At 56.1% G+C, this 16,271-nt stretch carries 13 protein-coding genes and 1 riboswitch; of the genes, 6 read left to right on the top strand and 7 right to left on the bottom strand.

Translation table 11 applies throughout. From position 1 onward, the window contains the following. Positions 1–250 precede the first annotated feature (250 nt). On the top strand, positions 251–1,708 hold the full coding sequence (locus D467_RS0107845) for a carbohydrate porin (RefSeq protein WP_018916954.1): 1,458 nt from the start codon (positions 251–253) through the stop codon (positions 1,706–1,708). A 207-nt stretch (positions 1,709–1,915) separates the two neighbouring features. Next, complete coding sequence (locus tag D467_RS0107840; protein WP_018916953.1) at positions 1,916–2,953, top strand: LacI family DNA-binding transcriptional regulator; 1,038 nt, start codon at positions 1,916–1,918, stop codon at positions 2,951–2,953. A gap of 11 nt (positions 2,954–2,964) precedes the next feature. Here the strand turns inward: D467_RS0107840 and D467_RS0107835 are convergent, their stop codons facing one another. The 7 genes from D467_RS0107835 to araD form a co-directional block, all read right to left on the bottom strand. Then, on the bottom strand, positions 2,965–3,720 hold the full coding sequence (locus tag D467_RS0107835) for a sulfite exporter TauE/SafE family protein (protein WP_018916952.1): 756 nt from the start codon (positions 3,718–3,720) through the stop codon (positions 2,965–2,967). Continuing rightward, positions 3,720–5,771 carry an alpha-glucosidase gene (locus D467_RS0107830; RefSeq protein ID WP_279614490.1) on the bottom strand — a complete coding sequence of 684 codons (2,052 nt, stop codon included), beginning with the start codon at positions 5,769–5,771 and terminating at the stop codon, positions 3,720–3,722. Before D467_RS0107830 ends, D467_RS0107835 begins: the two co-directional genes overlap by 1 nt. Before the next feature lie 11 nt (positions 5,772–5,782). After that, positions 5,783–6,550: an SDR family NAD(P)-dependent oxidoreductase gene (locus tag D467_RS0107825; protein ID WP_018916950.1), complete on the bottom strand. Its 768-nt coding sequence runs from the start codon at positions 6,548–6,550 to the stop codon at positions 5,783–5,785. A 9-nt stretch (positions 6,551–6,559) separates the two neighbouring features. Then, positions 6,560–8,008 carry an NAD-dependent succinate-semialdehyde dehydrogenase gene (locus D467_RS0107820; protein WP_018916949.1) on the bottom strand — a complete coding sequence of 483 codons (1,449 nt, stop codon included), beginning with the start codon at positions 8,006–8,008 and terminating at the stop codon, positions 6,560–6,562. Between the two features lie 42 nt (positions 8,009–8,050). Continuing rightward, positions 8,051–8,932 (bottom strand): SMP-30/gluconolactonase/LRE family protein, encoded by an 882-nt coding sequence (locus D467_RS0107815; protein ID WP_018916948.1) that lies wholly within the window; start codon positions 8,930–8,932, stop codon positions 8,051–8,053. A gap of 65 nt (positions 8,933–8,997) precedes the next feature. Next, the gene (locus D467_RS0107810; protein ID WP_018916947.1) at positions 8,998–9,801 is read right to left on the bottom strand and encodes an HpcH/HpaI aldolase family protein; all 804 of its coding nucleotides are present in this window, start codon (positions 9,799–9,801) and stop codon (positions 8,998–9,000) included. A 12-nt stretch (positions 9,802–9,813) separates the two neighbouring features. Next, positions 9,814–11,547, bottom strand: coding sequence for an L-arabinonate dehydratase (gene araD / locus D467_RS0107805; protein ID WP_018916946.1), 1,734 nt, complete (start codon positions 11,545–11,547; stop codon positions 9,814–9,816). Between the two features lie 378 nt (positions 11,548–11,925). Here araD and D467_RS0107800 point away from each other — a divergent pair, with 378 nt between their 5' ends. The 4 genes from D467_RS0107800 to D467_RS0107785 all read left to right on the top strand — a co-directional run bounded on the left by D467_RS0107800 (position 11,926) and on the right by D467_RS0107785 (position 16,261). After that, the gene (locus D467_RS0107800; RefSeq protein WP_018916945.1) at positions 11,926–12,474 is read left to right on the top strand and encodes a TRAP transporter small permease; all 549 of its coding nucleotides are present in this window, start codon (positions 11,926–11,928) and stop codon (positions 12,472–12,474) included. A gap of 2 nt (positions 12,475–12,476) precedes the next feature. After that, positions 12,477–13,766 carry a TRAP transporter large permease gene (locus tag D467_RS0107795; protein WP_018916944.1) on the top strand — a complete coding sequence of 430 codons (1,290 nt, stop codon included), beginning with the start codon at positions 12,477–12,479 and terminating at the stop codon, positions 13,764–13,766. Between the two features lie 32 nt (positions 13,767–13,798). Next, positions 13,799–14,863, top strand: a complete 1,065-nt coding sequence (locus tag D467_RS0107790; protein ID WP_018916943.1) for a TRAP transporter substrate-binding protein — start codon at positions 13,799–13,801, stop codon at positions 14,861–14,863. 129 nt (positions 14,864–14,992) lie between these two features. After that, positions 14,993–15,184, top strand: a riboswitch (cobalamin riboswitch). Between the two features lie 63 nt (positions 15,185–15,247). Further along, positions 15,248–16,261, top strand: coding sequence for an ABC transporter substrate-binding protein (locus D467_RS0107785; protein ID WP_018916942.1), 1,014 nt, complete (start codon positions 15,248–15,250; stop codon positions 16,259–16,261). Positions 16,262–16,271 lie beyond the last annotated feature (10 nt).

The raw sequence follows: 16,271 nt of genomic DNA, 5'->3' as shown, positions 1-16,271 counted from the left end.
CAATGACCGTTTTCTAAACAGGTGCCATCGAACAAGCAAGCCAAGATCCTCTCTTAAAGCACATCTTTTAAGTTTATGATCAAAAACGATCTTAATAATGAGTTCGATACTATTGTCTAGTACAAAATAAATTTCGTAGCGCTACGATTACGTATTACCCTATCGCGCTATTTTTTTAATTATTAAATCTTAGCGCTACGAATTAATGATAGACAACAACAATAGCTTGTTAAGCAAAGGATCAAATTTAATGAAGCCTGTTGCACTTTTCCCTTTAGTGGCGGCGATAACGTTAGCCAACATCGGTACATCTGCTCATGCAGATAATGCTGATCTTGAAGCGCGCATTGCAGATCTGGAGGCACGTTTAGCGGCCGCTGAGATGCGAGACAACCAGCCTGTTGAAGCCAACACCACAACGGTAAACGAGCGTCTTGATACCTTGGAAAGGAAAGCTTCCAATGGTGAAGGGCTATCGCTCAATGGTTACGCGCGCTCTGGGCTTTTGATCGGCGAAGATGCCAAAAGCATTTCTGGCGGCCCCTATGTGACGCCTGCAGGCCCGCTGGGTGGCGCAGTTGGCCGTTTAGGTAACGAGCCCGATACCTACGTCAACTTGATGTTCAACTTACGCAAACAGCTAGATAGCGGTGCTCGGTCCCTGTTTCGTGTCGCCATTGCAGACTCGGTCACCACCAGCAATGACTGGACAGCCAACGAATCCGAGCTCAACGTACGTCAGGTCTATGTTGAACTGGACCAGCTTCCAAGCTTTACCGGCGCCTTTAAAGATGCGGCCATCTGGGCGGGCAAGCGCATTGATCGCGAGACGTTCGATATCCACTGGCTGGATAGCGATGTCGTGTTCCTGGCCGGCACCGGCGCCGGTATATACGATATAAAGCCTACCAATAACTGGCGTACCAATTTCTCGGTCTATGGCCGAAGCTTCAGCGATTTTCCGGTAGGCGATCCGCGCAATCCAGGTAGTGGCGATACCGATAGTCTCATTGCGACGAGCAATAACTATGTCGGCAATTGGCAGCTAATGGTTAACGCCATTTCTGCCGCCGATAACGATGAGCGTCTAATCGAGAGTAGCGATACCGCAGCGGATAACGGCTTTCATAGCATGCTGGCGTATCACGGCGACTCCTTTTTTGGATTGTCAGACGGCAATTTCAAGGCAGCGCTGCTCTACGGGCAAGGCCTGGGTGCCGAGGTCAAGCGCCTGGGTTCCAACGGGGATTTACTGGATGACGCCCAAACCGCCCGTTTGGCAGTCTATGGCACCACTTACCTGACTCCCACATGGCGTATCGCCCCCGCCCTTCTGGCCGAGACGAGTGAAGACCGTTTTTCACAGGGTGATAGCTATCGCTGGATAACCGCGAATGCGCGTCTTGCCAACGAAATTACCCGTAATTTCGAGATGCAGTACGAGCTCAGCTATCAATATATGGATCTCAACCCTGAAGGCTACCGGAACCGTAATGCGGTAAGCGGGGAGTTTGCTAAGTTCACGATTGCGCCCACATTCAAGCTCGACGTGGGCGGCTTCTGGAAACGTCCTGAAATTCGTACGTTTGCCTCTTATACTGACTGGAGTAGAGAGTTGAACGGCTATGATAGCCAGGACGCCTTCGGTAATGACAACTTTACGGGCGGCCAGTGGAGCTTTGGCGTTCAGGCGGAGACTTTCTTTTAACACTTTAGTTAACCGTTAACCTCAATACTTACGGTTCTATACTTACTGTATTAAGTGTTCGCATTCCCCATGGGTCATCCCATGGGGATTTTTATATCTATCGTTAAGCTCGTAGCGCTGCGAAAAAACTGCTTATGTTATAGTGCAATCAATTTTCAAGGCTAGAGGGAATATGCCCTCGATATTGTGTTTGCTAGAGAGCTTTTTATGAACAATAAATCTCGCCAACGTCGTTCCACCCAACGCGTCACCATGAGCGATGTGGCCAAGCTTGCGGATGTATCTGCAAGCACAGTATCTCTCTATTTGCGTAAACCCGATGAAGTCTCGGGACCGCTTGGTCAGCGCATACAGAGCGCTATCAATACGCTGGGCTATGTGCCCAATTTGATGGCCGGCGCGTTAGCTGCAGCGCGAACACGCGTTATCGGGGTGGTCGTCCCCTCCATGTTAAACGCCATTTTTGCGTCTACCGTCAATACCATGCAGAAGGCATTGGGGGCTCAGGGGTACCAGCTTCTGTTAGGCCACAGCGACTACGCGGAAGCGGAGGAAGAGGCGGTGGTAAGAACGTTTCTGTCCTGGTCACCTAGCGCAATGGTGCTTACGGGTTTAAGCCATAGCCGGGAAACTCGGCGCATGTTGAGCAATTCCGACGTACCCGTTATAGAAATGTGGGAGCTGGGCTCCAACCCTTTGGATACACTGGTAGGCTTTTCCCATCTTGATGTAGGACGCGCGCAAGCGCGCCATCTGGTTGACGCTGGCTGTCAAAGAATTGCTTTTATCGGTACACGCTTGAACGTTGACGAACGCGCCAAGCAGCGCTGTGCCGGTAGCGAGGCGGCGCTGATGGACCTGCTGGGCAAGCGGCATACGCGCGTTATCGACTGCGGCCCTGGGCGTATGGCAGAAGCCGCCAACCACGCATTTGCCGATTTGCTGTCAAGCCACCCGGATACCGATGGCATCATCTTCGGCAATGACATGCTGGCCCTGGGCGCGCTTGGCGAAGCGCAACGACGTGGAATTCGTATTCCTGATGATATTGCGATGATCGGCTTTGGCGACATGGATTTCAGCAACTGTACGCTTCCCCCCTTGTCCACCATTCGCCCACCGCGCGAAGAGATTGGCAACGTAGTGGCCCAATGTGTCCTTCAAAGGGTTCAGGGCCATACCCAGGAAACCTGTCTGGACCTGGGTTTTGAACTGCTATCGAGGGCCAGCAGCCTTCGCCACTAGCCGCGCACGCTTCAAGCTTTCAGCAGCGCGGAAACACATAAACTCAAGCCCGAAGCAAACAGTAGCAAAAAAGCAACGCGGCGCAGGCTACGCTCGGAAAGCGGCGGAGGGTAGCGTCTCCCCAGCCAGGTAAACAGCATGACGATGGGGACAGCCGTGGCCGCCAACCCCAGAATATTCAGATTAAGCTGACCTTGCACACCCACGATGATCAAGCGTTGCAGGGAGTTGATCGCGAAGATCAGCAACAGGCAATCGCGGATCACGGCCAGAGTGAGCGGCTGGCGATAAAAGTGGAACACCAAAGGAGGGCCGGAGGTCGAGAACATCCCGCCCATGAACCCCGACAGCCCGCCAAAGAACAAAAACGAAAGACGCCCAGACCGGGTTTTCGTAGGTAGCGGATTAACAATCAGCATCAAACTGCTGATGATAATCGCCAGCCCCAGAATCAACTGCAGCCAGTGCACATAGCTACCGCTCAAAAGCTCCAGTGTCCAGACACCAAAAATAAGCGTGGCAAAACCGCTGAGCGAGCAGAAAACGATGATTTCCCAATCCAGGTTGCCCAGGTTCCGGTAGAGCGCCAACGAACAGTTGAACAGGCTCAGAATGCTGATCAGGATGGCCACCAGTGATACCGGCGCCAACCCGGAAAGCACTACGCCCGCCATCAAGATAAGCCCAAAAGCAAAACCCGTCACCGTTTGGGCATAGGTAGCCAGCGCTACCCAGCCCAACAGCAGTAAGGTTGCTGACACCTCCATCAGTCTTGATCCGCTACTTCAGCAAACAGCGGCTTCCAGGCACTCTCTGAGCGATAGAAGACAGGCGGCTTACCAAAGGGCGCCGCAACCGTGACACGCTGCCCGCCAGCGTAGCGCTCACCGCTCCACAAGTGTACCCATTCAACGCCTTCAGGCAGGTAGGCCGACCAATCGCTTCTACCTGCCTCATGTACGGGCGCCACCAGAAGGTCAGGCCCATACAGGTATTGATCCTGAATGGCATAGCACGCCGCGTCGTCTTCAAAATGCAGAAACAGCGGACGCTGTACCGGAAGACTCTTTTCACTGCCCTCAGTCACCAGGGACTTGAGATAGGGCGCCAAGCGCACATAGATCCGGCTCATGCGCGCCAGGTGTGCGGCGACTTTCTCGTCATCGAACCACTGCACGTTCTCGGTGGGGCGGTTGGATTCGTGGGTACGCATCACTGGCGTAAACGCCGCCATATCGGACCAGCGCATGAACAGCTCGGCATCCCGGGTATTGCCAAAGATGCTGGTATAGCCGCCAATGTCGCTATGGTGGAAAGCGTTGCCCATCAGTCCCGAGGAAAGCGCGGCACAGATAACCGTTGCCAGACCATCATGGCGGGTGAAATCGACCGACTGGTCGCCTGCCCAGAGCAGCGGGCAATGTGCCTGAACACCGCTGTAGCCCGCGCGCATGAAGAAAGTAGCCTTATCCGTCAGGCCGGCCTCGGCAATGGCCTCTGCGTTCACCTGCGCCCAGCGTACCGGCCAGCGGTTATGCTCCTGCTTCGCCGAAACGCCGTTGCTCAAGGTGACATCAATGGGCAGATACTCACCAAAGTCCGCCATCCAGCCACTTAGGCCCAGATCCAGCATTTGCGCTTTGATGATGACGTCTTTGAACCATGTGCACGCCGCCGGATTGGTAAAGTCCACGACGCCGCAATCAAACTCGCCAAAGTCGACTATCGCCGTCTGCCCCTGACCATCCGTCGCCAGGTAGCCTTGAGCCTGTGCTTCAGGAAAGAAGTGGCCATCCACGCATAAATACGGGTTCACATAGCCGAGGAACTGCACGCCCTGCTGGCGCAGTTCATCAATCATCTTGTCCAGGCTTGGGTAACGCTCCGCCTGCCAGCGCCAGTCCCAGAAAAGCCGGGTGCCGAAACTGGTCTCGCGAACGCCAGCCCAGTCCTCGCACCAAAGCGCGGATACCGACATATTGTTGGCAAGCGCCTCCGCCAGCTTGGCTTCGGCATGCGCCTGACCCCGCTTGAGCCCCAGAATCACGCCGTTGTAGACCCATTCAGGCAGCTCGGGCTGGCGGCCAAAATGGGCGCCAATGTTTTCCACTAGCTGAATGAAGGTCGGCGCGCTGCGCAACAGGATGACGTCAGGAATGCCCCACACCTGCAGCTCATGAAAATCCGCGCTTCTAAAATCGAAGTCCGCATAGTGGGTGGTTTCCATATCGCAGAAGTAGCGCCGCGAGGAAACGAACGTCGGTTGTGGGTAGTTGGTGTGGTAATAATCACCGCCTGCCCGGTTGACCACATCAGACTGCCACGTCACATAGGTGGACTTGTCGCGCCCCACGCCGGGCTCAGAGGTCCACAAAGGGAAATGGCGCCCGCGCAAATCGAAATAGGACATCTGCTCACCGCAGCCCCACACTCGCTCTTCATCTTGAGCCGCCACGCGCAGCCAGAAACGGTTGATGCCTTCTGCCGCGCTCAGCGACTCCATGCGAATACCGTCTTCCAGCTCTACCAGCCGCAACGTTAGCTGAACGTCGTCTTCAGCGTAGCGTCGTAGCGTCAGCTGGAGCCCGGCGCCGTCTTCAACGACCGTTAAATGCCGCAGCGCTTCGCGGCTTTCCAGGTAATCTTCAATGTCAAAATTACCCCGGTACATCTCCATACGCTCCTGGCCGCGACCAATAAAGAAAGCCGGTGCATCAGGGCGGTGAACAAGAAGTGCTTCGCCACCCAGCATCACGCTCAGCTGGTCGTGTTTCGTAATTATTTGCATAGGAGTATCTCGTTGAACGGGCGACGCCAGACGTCGCTAAATCAGTTAAGGGTAAGGCCTGCATCGACGATGAAGTTCTGGCCGGTACAGCCGCGGCTCTCTTCAGAGCCTAAAAAAAGCGCTAAACGGGCAACATCGTCCGCATGCAAACGAAACTTGAGCGCCTGCTGGTCCAGAAAACGCTGGTTGACCTCCGGCGTCAGCCAGAGCCGCTCCTGGCGCGGTGTCAAGATTGCGCCCGGCACCAGTGAGTTGACCCGGATACCGTGCTCGCCAAGCTCCTGGGCCAGGGTGCGGGTCAAACCGTTGATCGCGGCTTTGGCTGCGGTGTAGCCCACCATGCCGGGGCGCCCGCGCATCCAGGAAATGGAACCCAGATTGATCACGACGCCACCTCCCGCCGCTTTCATGGCGGGCAGCACGGCCTGGGTGGCAAACACATGATGGCGCAGGTTGATAGCCTGGCAGTTATCCCAGTACTCGGGGGTGATGTCTTCGATGGCATGCCGGTCATCAAGGCCTGCATTGTTGATCAGGATATGCGTAGGGCCTTGATCAACCTCGATATCAGTGATCACGGCCTGCAGACGCGCGATATCGCAAATGTCGCAGGGGTAAAAGCGTACCTGCTCGCCAAGTGTTGTGGTCAGCTCCTGACCCGCGTCTTCGTCGATATCCAGAAACGCGACGCGGGCGCCTTGTGCTGCAAAAGCCTTGACCAGCTCAGCACCAATGCCCGAACCGCCACCGGAAATTATCACGCGCTTGTTATTGAGTGACCGATACGTCACGTCACGATAATCATTCATGAGTGCGCTTCACCCGATGGCCATGTTGATGTACTTGGTTTCAAGGTAATCCTCGATACCGAGGTAGGAGCCTTCACGCCCCAGCCCTGACTGCTTGATGCCGCCAAAGGGCGCTTCACAGGTAGACACATGGCCGTTATTGATACCCACCATGCCGTACTCCAGCGCTTCCGACATGCGCCACGCGCGGCCCAGGTCGCGGGTGTAGCAGTATGCCGCCAGCCCATACTCTGTCGCGTTGGCCAGGGCAATCACCTCGCTTTCGCTTTCGAAACGGAACACGGGTGCCAATGGCCCGAAGGTCTCTTCCCCAAAACACGCCATCTGTGGCGTCGCGCCGGTAATCACGGCAGGCGTCAGGAAGTTGCCATTCTGGCGCTGGCCACCAATCAACAGCTGGCCACCCTTGGCAATCGCATCTTCAAGCTGCTCCAACACCTTGTCGGCAGCCGAGGCGTCGATCATTGGGCCTACGTCGTTACCTTCTTCGTTGCCGGGGCCTACCTTGAGCTTGGCGACCTCTTCGGCAAGGCGCTGGGCAAAGGCATCGTGAATACCGGCTTGAACGAAAATACGGTTGGCGCACACGCAGGTTTGCCCCGCATTACGGAATTTCGCCTGCATCACGCCTTCGATGGCCTTGTCCAGGTCGGCATCGTCGAACACGATAAACGGCGCGTTGCCACCCAGCTCCATCGAGACTTTCTTGACGGTATCAGCACTCTGCTTGAGCAGCATCTTGCCAATGGCGGTCGAGCCCGTGAACGATAGCTTGCGCACCTTGGGGCTTTCGGTCATGGCTTTACCGATGGCGCGCGCTTCACCGGTCACCACGTTGACGACACCGGCAGGAATGCCTGCCCGCATGGCAAGCTCGGCCATCGCCAGCGCTGAATACGGCGTTTGCCCGGCGGGTTTGATAACGATGGTGCACCCTGCCGCCAGGGCGGGACCGGCCTTGCGGGCGATCATCGCCGCCGGAAAGTTCCACGGGGTAATGGCGGCACAAACGCCTACGGGCTGCTTGACGACCAGAAGGCGACGGTCGCTTTGCGGGGTAGGAATGACATCACCGTAAGTACGCCGTCCCTCTTCGGCAAACCACTCGAAGAAGCTGGCCGCGAAACCGATTTCGCCACGGGCTTCAGCCAGCGGCTTGCCCTGTTCGGCGGTCATCAGTGCCGCGAGGTCTTCCTGGTGCTCGAGAAGCAGGTCATGCCAGCGCCGCAACAGGGCACCGCGGGCCTTGGCGGTGAGCGCCTGCCAGGCAGGCAACGCCTCTTCAGCAGCATCGATGGCACGTAACGTCTCAGCCTCGCCCAGGCGCGGTATGCGGCCAATAACGCTTCCATCGGCCGGGTTGGTGACGTCGTCGAAGCCATTGTTATCAGCGCTGATCCACTCACCGCCCACCAGGCAGGCTTCGCGCTGCAAAGTAGCATCTTTCAATTTCAACATTACCCGCTCCTCAACGTTAATCTTATCCAGGCAAGCGATGTGCTAGCCAATAAACTGGGGTTCTTGCTGGCCCGCCACTTCGACGCGCATGGCAAACAGGTTGCCAGATTCCGGGTAGCGCTCAAGCTCCTCATCCGAGCGCCCATGGCGTGCCGAGGTAACATAAAGCGTCTTCAAGTCTGGGCCACCGAAGGCACACATCGTGGGACAGCGCGCGGGCAGTGGATACTCGGCCACGATTTCCCCCGCGGGCGAAAGTCGAACTACGCGGCCGCCTTCGTAAAGCGCCGACCAGTAGTAGCCTTGCGTATCGACGGCCGCTCCATCCGGGCGTCCATTGCCAAACGGAAACTGATGAAACACTTCGCGCGGCCCGGTTATCTCCCCGGTGTCAGGGGTCAAGGGGTAGCGATAAATCACGTGATTAGGCGTGTCGGAGTGATACGCCCAAGCGCGGTCCGGGCTGAAGGCCACCCCGTTGGACACCTTTACATCACCCGCGATTCGCTGGCACGTGAGTTGGGCATCCACCTGAAAAAGTGACGCGGCCGGGATATCCCGGGGTTCGTGAATAGTGCCTGCCCAAAAACGCCCCCAGGGGTCGACACGGCCATCGTTGAAGCGGCTGATCGACGTATCCTCGACCGGGCGCGCCACGCACTGTTCCAACTGCGCTTCGCTGTCAAGCAACCATATTCCTGAACGCAGCCCCGCGATGAAGCCACCGTTTTGGCGGCGGCCAAAGCAGCCAATATTTTCAGGCATTGGCCACTGCTGGTTTTGCTGACTGGCCGGGTCAAAGCGATTCAGGCTAGGGGCTTCGATATCCACCCAGTAAAGCGCCTGTTCGTCTTCGGCCCACACCGGGCACTCGCCGAGCAGGGCCTGGGCCGGTAGAACCGTCGTAAAGGCAGTATCTGTCATGGTCACTCTCACTTATCCGTTTGCAGGTGGCAGGGCACGGTTGATTCTGGCGCCCGTATCAGCGGTCAGTAAACACCGCTGTCCGCCGTCTCCACCACACTGCCCTTGAGCGCGCCCACGTACTCTTTAGCACGCGACATCATCATGCTCATGTCAGAGCCCACGGCTACAAAGCGAAAGCCCAGCTCACGGTAGTGGCTTACCAATTCAGGCTCGGCCCCGACGATACCGCAGGGAAGCCCCAGCTCTTGGCTCTTGGCCACCGCTTTTTTAATCGCATCCTGCACGTCGGCGTGGCGTATATCGCCAATTCGGCCCATCGCTGCCGAAAGATCCCCTGGCCCCACGAAAAACCCGTCGATATCGGGAACCGCGGCAATATCTTCCATGGCCGCCAGCGCTTCGGGAGTTTCCAGCTGCAAGATGACCGCGATCTCTTCGCCCGCCTGCTGCAAGTAGTTGGCCACCGTGCCGTAGCGGCTGGCCCGATGAACTGCGGCAACCCCGCGGCTGCCCTGCCCCGGATAACGGGTCGACAGCACCGCCTGAGAGGCTTCTTCGGCGTTTTGAATGTAGGGGAACATCAGGGTCTGGGCGCCGCTGTCGAGCATGCGCTTGACGATGACCGGGTCGTTCCACGGCAAACGTACGACCAGCTCCGTTGGTGTACCCGCAACCGCTTGCATGATGGCAATTGCCTCGGGGACACCAATGGGTACGTGCTCCATATCGAGCACTACATAATCGAAACCGGCCCAACCGATAGCCTCAGCCACATTGGGGCTCGCCGTCATCAACCAGGTACCGACTGGCACCTTGTCAGAATCATTCAGCCACTGTTTAAACTTGTTCTTGGGTAGTGTCGTCATCGAAATATGTCCTTAAAAAATTTCCGGCTCTGGCTGGCGTTGGCCGTTTTGTAGAATGTCGAAATCGCAGCCCTGATCGGCCTGGGTCACATGTTCCTGGTAAATGGCGGTATAGCCCCGGTCGATGCGCGGGCTGGGCGCGCGCCACGCCTGGCGGCGCTTCTCGAGCTCGGCATCACTGATGCACAGCGCCAGGCGCCGCTCGTCCACATCCAGTTCGATCTCATCGCCATCACGTACCAGCGCCAGCGGCCCGCCGACTGCCGACTCGGGGGCGATATGCAGCACACAGGTGCCGTAGTGAGTGCCGCTCATGCGCGCATCGGAAAGGCGCAGCATGTCACGCACGCCTTGCGCCAACAGCTTCTTGGGAATGGGTAGCGCGCCCCACTCGGGCATGCCCGGCGCGCCTTTGGGCCCTGCATTACGCAGCACCAGCACGCTATCCGCCGTGACGTCCAGTTCCGGGTCATCAATTCGCGCCATCAGATCGGCGTGGTTATCAAACACAATGGCCTTGCCACGATGCTTGATCAAACGCGCATCGGCGGAGCTGGGTTTGATGACAGCGCCCCTGGGCGCCAGATTGCCGCGCAGTACCGCAAGCGCCGCGCCTTCGCACACAGGGTTATCCAGCTGGCGGATCACATCTTCGTTGTAGCACTCGGCGCCAGCCAGATTTTCACCTAAGGTCTGTCCGCTTACGCTGGCCGTATCGAGCGCAAGCTGGCTGCTCAGATGCGATAGCAGTGCGGGTAGCCCGCCGGCGTAATAGAAGTCTTCCATCAGGTACTGGCCTGAAGGAAATATATTGGTCAGTACGGGAATCTGCCGGGCGATAACGTCCATATCTTCAAGGGTCAGCTCGACATTGGCACGCCGCGCCAAGGCAATGAGATGGATAGCGGCATTGGTCGAACCGCCCAACGCCATATAGCATTTGACGCCGTTAAGAAAATTATCGCGGGTAAGAATGTCGGAAGGCTTGAGGTCTTCCCAGATCATCTCCACGATACGGCTACCGCACTCGGACGCCATACGAATATGGGCGGCGTCCGCTGCTGGAATGCTCGAAGCACCGGGCAAGGTCAGGCCCATGGCATCAACGATGGATGTCATGGTGGATGCAGTACCCATGGTGTTACACGTGCCGTTGGAGCGCGTCATCCTGGATTCCAGGTCGATCCACTCTTCCTGAGTAATATTGCCGCTGCGCAGTTCATCCCAGTACTTGCGCGTGTGGGTACCGGCGCCTAGCGTCTTGCCTTTCCATTTTCCGTTCAGCATGGGGCCTGCCGGGCAGAATATCGCCGGTATATCCATGCTGATCGCGCCCATCAGCAGCGCAGGCGTTGTCTTGTCGCACCCACCCAGCAGCACGACCCCGTCAATGGGGTGGCAACGCAGCAGTTCTTCGGCTTCCATCGCCAAGAAATTGCGATAGAGCATCGTGGTGGGCTTGACCAGCACTTCGCCTAACGACAGCGCAGGAAGCTCGACGGGATAACCACCGCTTGCCCATACCGCCCGTTTGACGGCTTCGGCACGGTCACGCAGATGCGCATGGCAAGGGCTTAGATCGCTCCATGTATTGATGATGCCGATAACCGGCTTGTTCATGAATTCATCACGCCGCAAGCCCATTTGTTGGGTCCGCTGTCGATGCGCAAAACCTCGCATGTCTTGCGAATCGTACCAACGCTGACTGCGCAGTTCTTCGATCTTGCGTCGCTGTTTTGTTGTCACGTCGTATGCCTTTATTTCGTAGCGGGCGGTTATATGCTGGGAACTTTTCTAGCCTGCTTATATTTTCGTAGCGCTACGAAAATATAGCCTTTGCTATTCAGGGCTGTCAACTTGGCGGCTTGTCAGGTTAATGTAAAAAGTAAATTAAGTATTATTTAACAGATATTTAAAAATACATTTGTGAGAAAATCACTGTAATTAAGACTTATGTCTAAGCCTTACAGCCCGCATATCGCCTGGGATCACTTGACAGCCTATAGAGGTGTCCCTAACATTTTCGCAGCGCTACGACAGCCGTTTTATCAGGTTTAAACCTTCACTAATATAATGACAAAGGCAACCTCCGTCGGGAGGCAGAACTGCCTTACGGAGGCGACAATGCCAACGTTCATCGCCCTGCTTGACCGTATCAATGGGATGACCACACGCTGGGCAGGCTATATGGCGACGCTGCTGCTGGCGGCCATGCTGGTCATCATGATCACCCATGTGTTTTTTCGCTATGTGCTCAGCGATAGCTTTGGATGGACGGAAGAACTGGCCCGCTTCATGATGGTCTGGATGGCTTTTCTGTTTTTCCCCGCCGCCCACCGTCAAGGGCTGAATGCCAGTCTCGAGATCGTGACGGACTGGTTTCGAGACTCCGTGTTATGGCGCCTCTTACAGCTGTTGCTCGAACTATGCATTCTGGCGGTACTGATATGGTGTATCAAACTCGGTTTTGAGCGTATTGAGCGGGGTGCCACGATTGCCAGCCTGTCGCTGGGGATCAGCATGGCTACCGTTTACTACGTGCTCCCCTTAAGTTTCTTTCTGACGGCGTTAAGCTCTTTCGAACGCGTGCTTCGTTTAGGGTACAGCCTCTTCTTCAATACCACTTTACCCGTCAGGCAAACGCCTGATGCTGATAACAACGTAGAGGTATAACCATGGCTTTCGCTTATTTATGGATATTCCTCTTTCTGTTGGTTGCCGGAATGCCCATCGTCTTTCTGATGCTGTTTGCCCCAGGCGTTAGTTTGTTGCTGGAAGGAAAACCGATATTTCTCAACCTGTTATTCCAACGTCTTTTCGCGGGCATTGATAGCTTCCCGTTGATGGCACTGCCATTCTTTATCCTGGCCGGTGAGTTGATGACCGCCGGTGGCGTGACAACACGTATTGTGCGTTTTGCCGAAACGCTGATTGGCCACCGCAAGGCGGGCCTTGGACAGGTGTCGGTCGCATCCTCGCTCATGTTGGCGGGCGGCTCGGGTTCTGCCGTCGCAGACGCTTCCGCCATGGGGTCGGTAATGATTCCTGCGATGCGTCAATCGGGTTATACCAACCGTTTCTCGGCAGCCATTACTGCCGCTTCGGCGGTCATTGCCAGCATTATTCCACCCAGCGGTATCTTCATTCTTTATGCCTTCATCATGAATGTATCGGTGGCGGGCATGTTCGCCGGCGGCATCGTGCCGGGCATTCTGATCGGCATAGGTCTCATGATCACGATTGCCATCATGGCCCGCTTCAAGGAGTTTCCCGAACCGCTGCCCAAGGCGAGCTGGAAGGAGAAATGGCAAGCTTTTGTTACCGCGTTCATGCCGCTTCTTACGCCGGTCATTCTTATTGGCGGCATTGTCGGCGGTATCTTTACGCCGACTGAGGGAGCTGCGGTTGCCGCTTTTTACGCACTGATTCTAGGCCTGTTCGTTACCCGCGAAATCAGCTTTAAAGACCTTCCCCGCCTGTTCGGTAAAGCGGCGCTTAACTCGGCGGTCATTCTCTTGTTGGTCGGTGCCGCAGTCGCTTTTGCTTCTCTTGTCAGCCTTAAAGGCACGCCACAGCTGGTCAGCGCATTCATTCTTTCCATTACGGATGACCCGCGGATTCTGTTCTTTCTGGTGGTGGCGTTTCTGTTGGCGGTAGGCACGATCATGGACGCAGGCCCCGCCATTCTGATCCTGGGCCCTATTCTGGCGCCGGTAATGGTGGGCGTAGGCGTCGATCCGATTCACTTTGCGGTCGTAATGAGCATTACCTTGATCATGGGCCTCATCACCCCGCCTATGGGCTTGGTGCTCTTCGTGGTGAGCAGCATCAGCAAGGAGCGTATCGAGAAAATCGCCTGGGAAATGCTGCCACTCTTTTTTGTCGAGATCGCCATCCTCTTCGCGCTGGTTTACATCCCCGATCTGATTTTGGCATTGCCCAGAATGTTTGGCTATGTCGCTTGACCCGTAACGATAACCCAAGGAAAACAATGACAATGTCTATGAAACACGCCAAAAAAACCCTGGCCTCGCTGCTGTTAGGTAGCTCCTTGTGCGCCTCAAGCATGGCGCAGGCGACTGACCTTAACCTGGTCTTTCTCGCTAACGAAGAAGATCAGGAGTATGACGCTGCACTCGTATTCAAGAACTATGTAGAGAGTCGCACCGGTGGAGACGTCAACGTCAATATCTTTGCCGGCGCGCAGCTCTGCGGTTCTGCCAATGAGTGCTTTGAAGCCATGCAGGCGGGGATCGTCGACCTGTATACCGCCACGGCCGGGGGCGTTGCCTCAATCTACCCACCGATTCAGGGTCTGGATATTCCTTACGCATTCCCCGATGATCGCGCGGCCATGAACATGCTGACCGACCCGCAGTTTACCGGTTTTCTAAGGGATGAAATTCTCGATGCCAGTAATGACGGCATCCGTTTGATGTCCATGACGCAGACGGGTGGCTGGCGCAATATCGTCAACGGCAAGCGTGAAATTCGCACGCCTGGCGATGCCGAGGGCCTGCGCTTTCGTACTATAGAGTCGGAAATACAGCAGTTGATGGTTCGCGAAATGGGCGCTTCGCCAACCCCCCTGCCCTGGCTTGAAGTTTATACCGGACTACAGACAGGTGTTGTAGACGGCACGCTTAACTCTATTTCAGATATCACCAACATGAATTTCCAGGAAGTCATTAAGTACATGACCATGGATAATCATGCTTATATGGCTGCTATGTGGCTAATGGGAAATCAAAAGTTTCAATCTCTAACACCAGAGCAACAGCGTATTGTTGCTGACGGTGCGGCCATGATGGCTACTGTGCAGTTCGGCATTCAACCACGAAAAGAGCTAGAGGCTTACCGCAAGTGGCAAGAAGCTGGTGGTGAAATTTACACACCAACTGAAGAAGAAATGGAAGAGTTTCGCGCTTTAGCCGTCCCTGTCCGCGAATGGTATTTGGATAATTTTGGTGAAGACGGTAAAAACTTCCTCGAAGCCTTTGAGAGCGCTCGTGAGCGTGCCCAGGAGCGCGCTGACGCTGACCGCAATTCAGTGCTTGGATAAGATAAGAAAAGCAATTAAACGCCTCTGACGCTGCCAGCCTGCTTGATTAAGCGGGCTGGCAGTTAAGACAGCCTCTCCCTGAATATCAGCAAGCCGCACCAATGCTGGTATCCCCATCTCTTTTCTCCCCCTAGAATACCCCGCGTCGGTGTTCTTTCGAGAACCTAACAGAGAATCCGCCGCGCCTGGCCGCGAAACGGAACTGCCCCCGCAACTGTAGGCGGCGAGCGATGCTCGACAATGCCACTGGACGCTATGTCTGGGAAGGTGAGCTAGCGACGACCCGTCAGTCAGGAGACCTGCCGACACCCTAACCTTCATCGAGCGGGTCGGCTCGGTTTTTTTGCTGCGCCAACGGCCTGCTCATCATGCACGGGAGTGTACATGATGTTGAAATTGACCACGGCGGCTGTCGCCGGCCTTTGGTTTGGGCAAACCGCCTATGCCGCCACTGATTACCCCTTGACGCTTGAAAGCTGCGGCCACGAGATCACGCTGGAAAAGCCCCCTGAACGAGTGGTGAGCATCGGCCAGGCACCCACCGAGATCCTGTATATGCTCGGCCTTGCCGATAAGCTGGAGGGCACAGCGCTTTGGATAAACCCGGTGCTGGGAGAGTTTGCAGACGTTGACGCCACCGTTGAGCGGCTTTCCAACGATGCGCCCAGTTACGAGAGCGTGGTGGCTAAAAAGCCTGATCTGGTCGTCTCGGCCTATGAGTGGATGATTGGCCCGGCAGGCGTGGTCGGCACACCTGAGATGTTTGAGGATGTGGGGATCCCCAGCTGGACCATGCCCACAGACTGCATCGGCAAAAGCAATCAGCAAAGCATGGATGGCGCCCGCACGGCAATGTTCGATACCGGGCTGATCTACGAGAGTATTGAAACGCTGGCCGAGCTGTTTGACGTTACCCAGCGTGGCGATCAGGTGATTGCTGAGCTAAAGGCGCGTGAAGCCGCGGCCGTGACGAAAGCCGAAGCGCTGGATTTACCCGAAGACATTACCGGTGTGTTCTGGTACTCCTCCGCCGACTTGGGTATCGACCCTTACGTGGCGGGAGTGAATAGCGTTCCTGACTGGATGATGAACCGGCTGGGTATTAGCAATGTCGTGAATGCAGAAGAAGAGTGGCCCACGGTTGGCTGGGAAACCATTGCCAGAAGCAATCCCACCTTTATTGCCGCCGCGCGCATGGACCGGCGCCGTTTCCCGGCTGATGATATTGCGGCCAAACGTGAGTTCCTGACATCTGACCCGGTTACCCGCGAGACTGAAGCCGTACAGCAGGACCGCATTATCGAGATTGATGCGCACGCACTGGATCCCTCGGTCAGGGCAATTTTTGCTCTGGAAGTGCTCGCCGACCAGCTTGCCGAGTTCGACCTGACTCCCTAATACAGTGGCT

The organism is Vreelandella zhanjiangensis DSM 21076, assembly GCF_000377665.1.
GTDB lineage: Bacteria > Pseudomonadota > Gammaproteobacteria > Pseudomonadales > Halomonadaceae > Vreelandella > Vreelandella zhanjiangensis.
This window is presented reverse-complemented; position numbering and strand designations above follow the sequence as displayed.

Coding starts and splice junctions, on each gene's coding strand:
- D467_RS0107825 (WP_018916950.1), bottom strand. CDS start 6,550: ATGAATGATTATCGTGACGTGACGTATCGGTCACTCAATAACAAGCGC.
- D467_RS0107800 (WP_018916945.1), top strand. CDS start 11,926: ATGCCAACGTTCATCGCCCTGCTTGACCGTATCAATGGGATGACCACA.
- D467_RS0107785 (WP_018916942.1), top strand. CDS start 15,248: ATGATGTTGAAATTGACCACGGCGGCTGTCGCCGGCCTTTGGTTTGGG.
- D467_RS0107810 (WP_018916947.1), bottom strand. CDS start 9,801: ATGACGACACTACCCAAGAACAAGTTTAAACAGTGGCTGAATGATTCT.
- D467_RS0107840 (WP_018916953.1), top strand. CDS start 1,916: ATGAACAATAAATCTCGCCAACGTCGTTCCACCCAACGCGTCACCATG.
- D467_RS0107835 (WP_018916952.1), bottom strand. CDS start 3,720: ATGGAGGTGTCAGCAACCTTACTGCTGTTGGGCTGGGTAGCGCTGGCT.
- D467_RS0107815 (WP_018916948.1), bottom strand. CDS start 8,932: ATGACAGATACTGCCTTTACGACGGTTCTACCGGCCCAGGCCCTGCTC.
- D467_RS0107795 (WP_018916944.1), top strand. CDS start 12,477: ATGGCTTTCGCTTATTTATGGATATTCCTCTTTCTGTTGGTTGCCGGA.
- D467_RS0107790 (WP_018916943.1), top strand. CDS start 13,799: ATGTCTATGAAACACGCCAAAAAAACCCTGGCCTCGCTGCTGTTAGGT.
- D467_RS0107820 (WP_018916949.1), bottom strand. CDS start 8,008: ATGTTGAAATTGAAAGATGCTACTTTGCAGCGCGAAGCCTGCCTGGTG.
- D467_RS0107845 (WP_018916954.1), top strand. CDS start 251: ATGAAGCCTGTTGCACTTTTCCCTTTAGTGGCGGCGATAACGTTAGCC.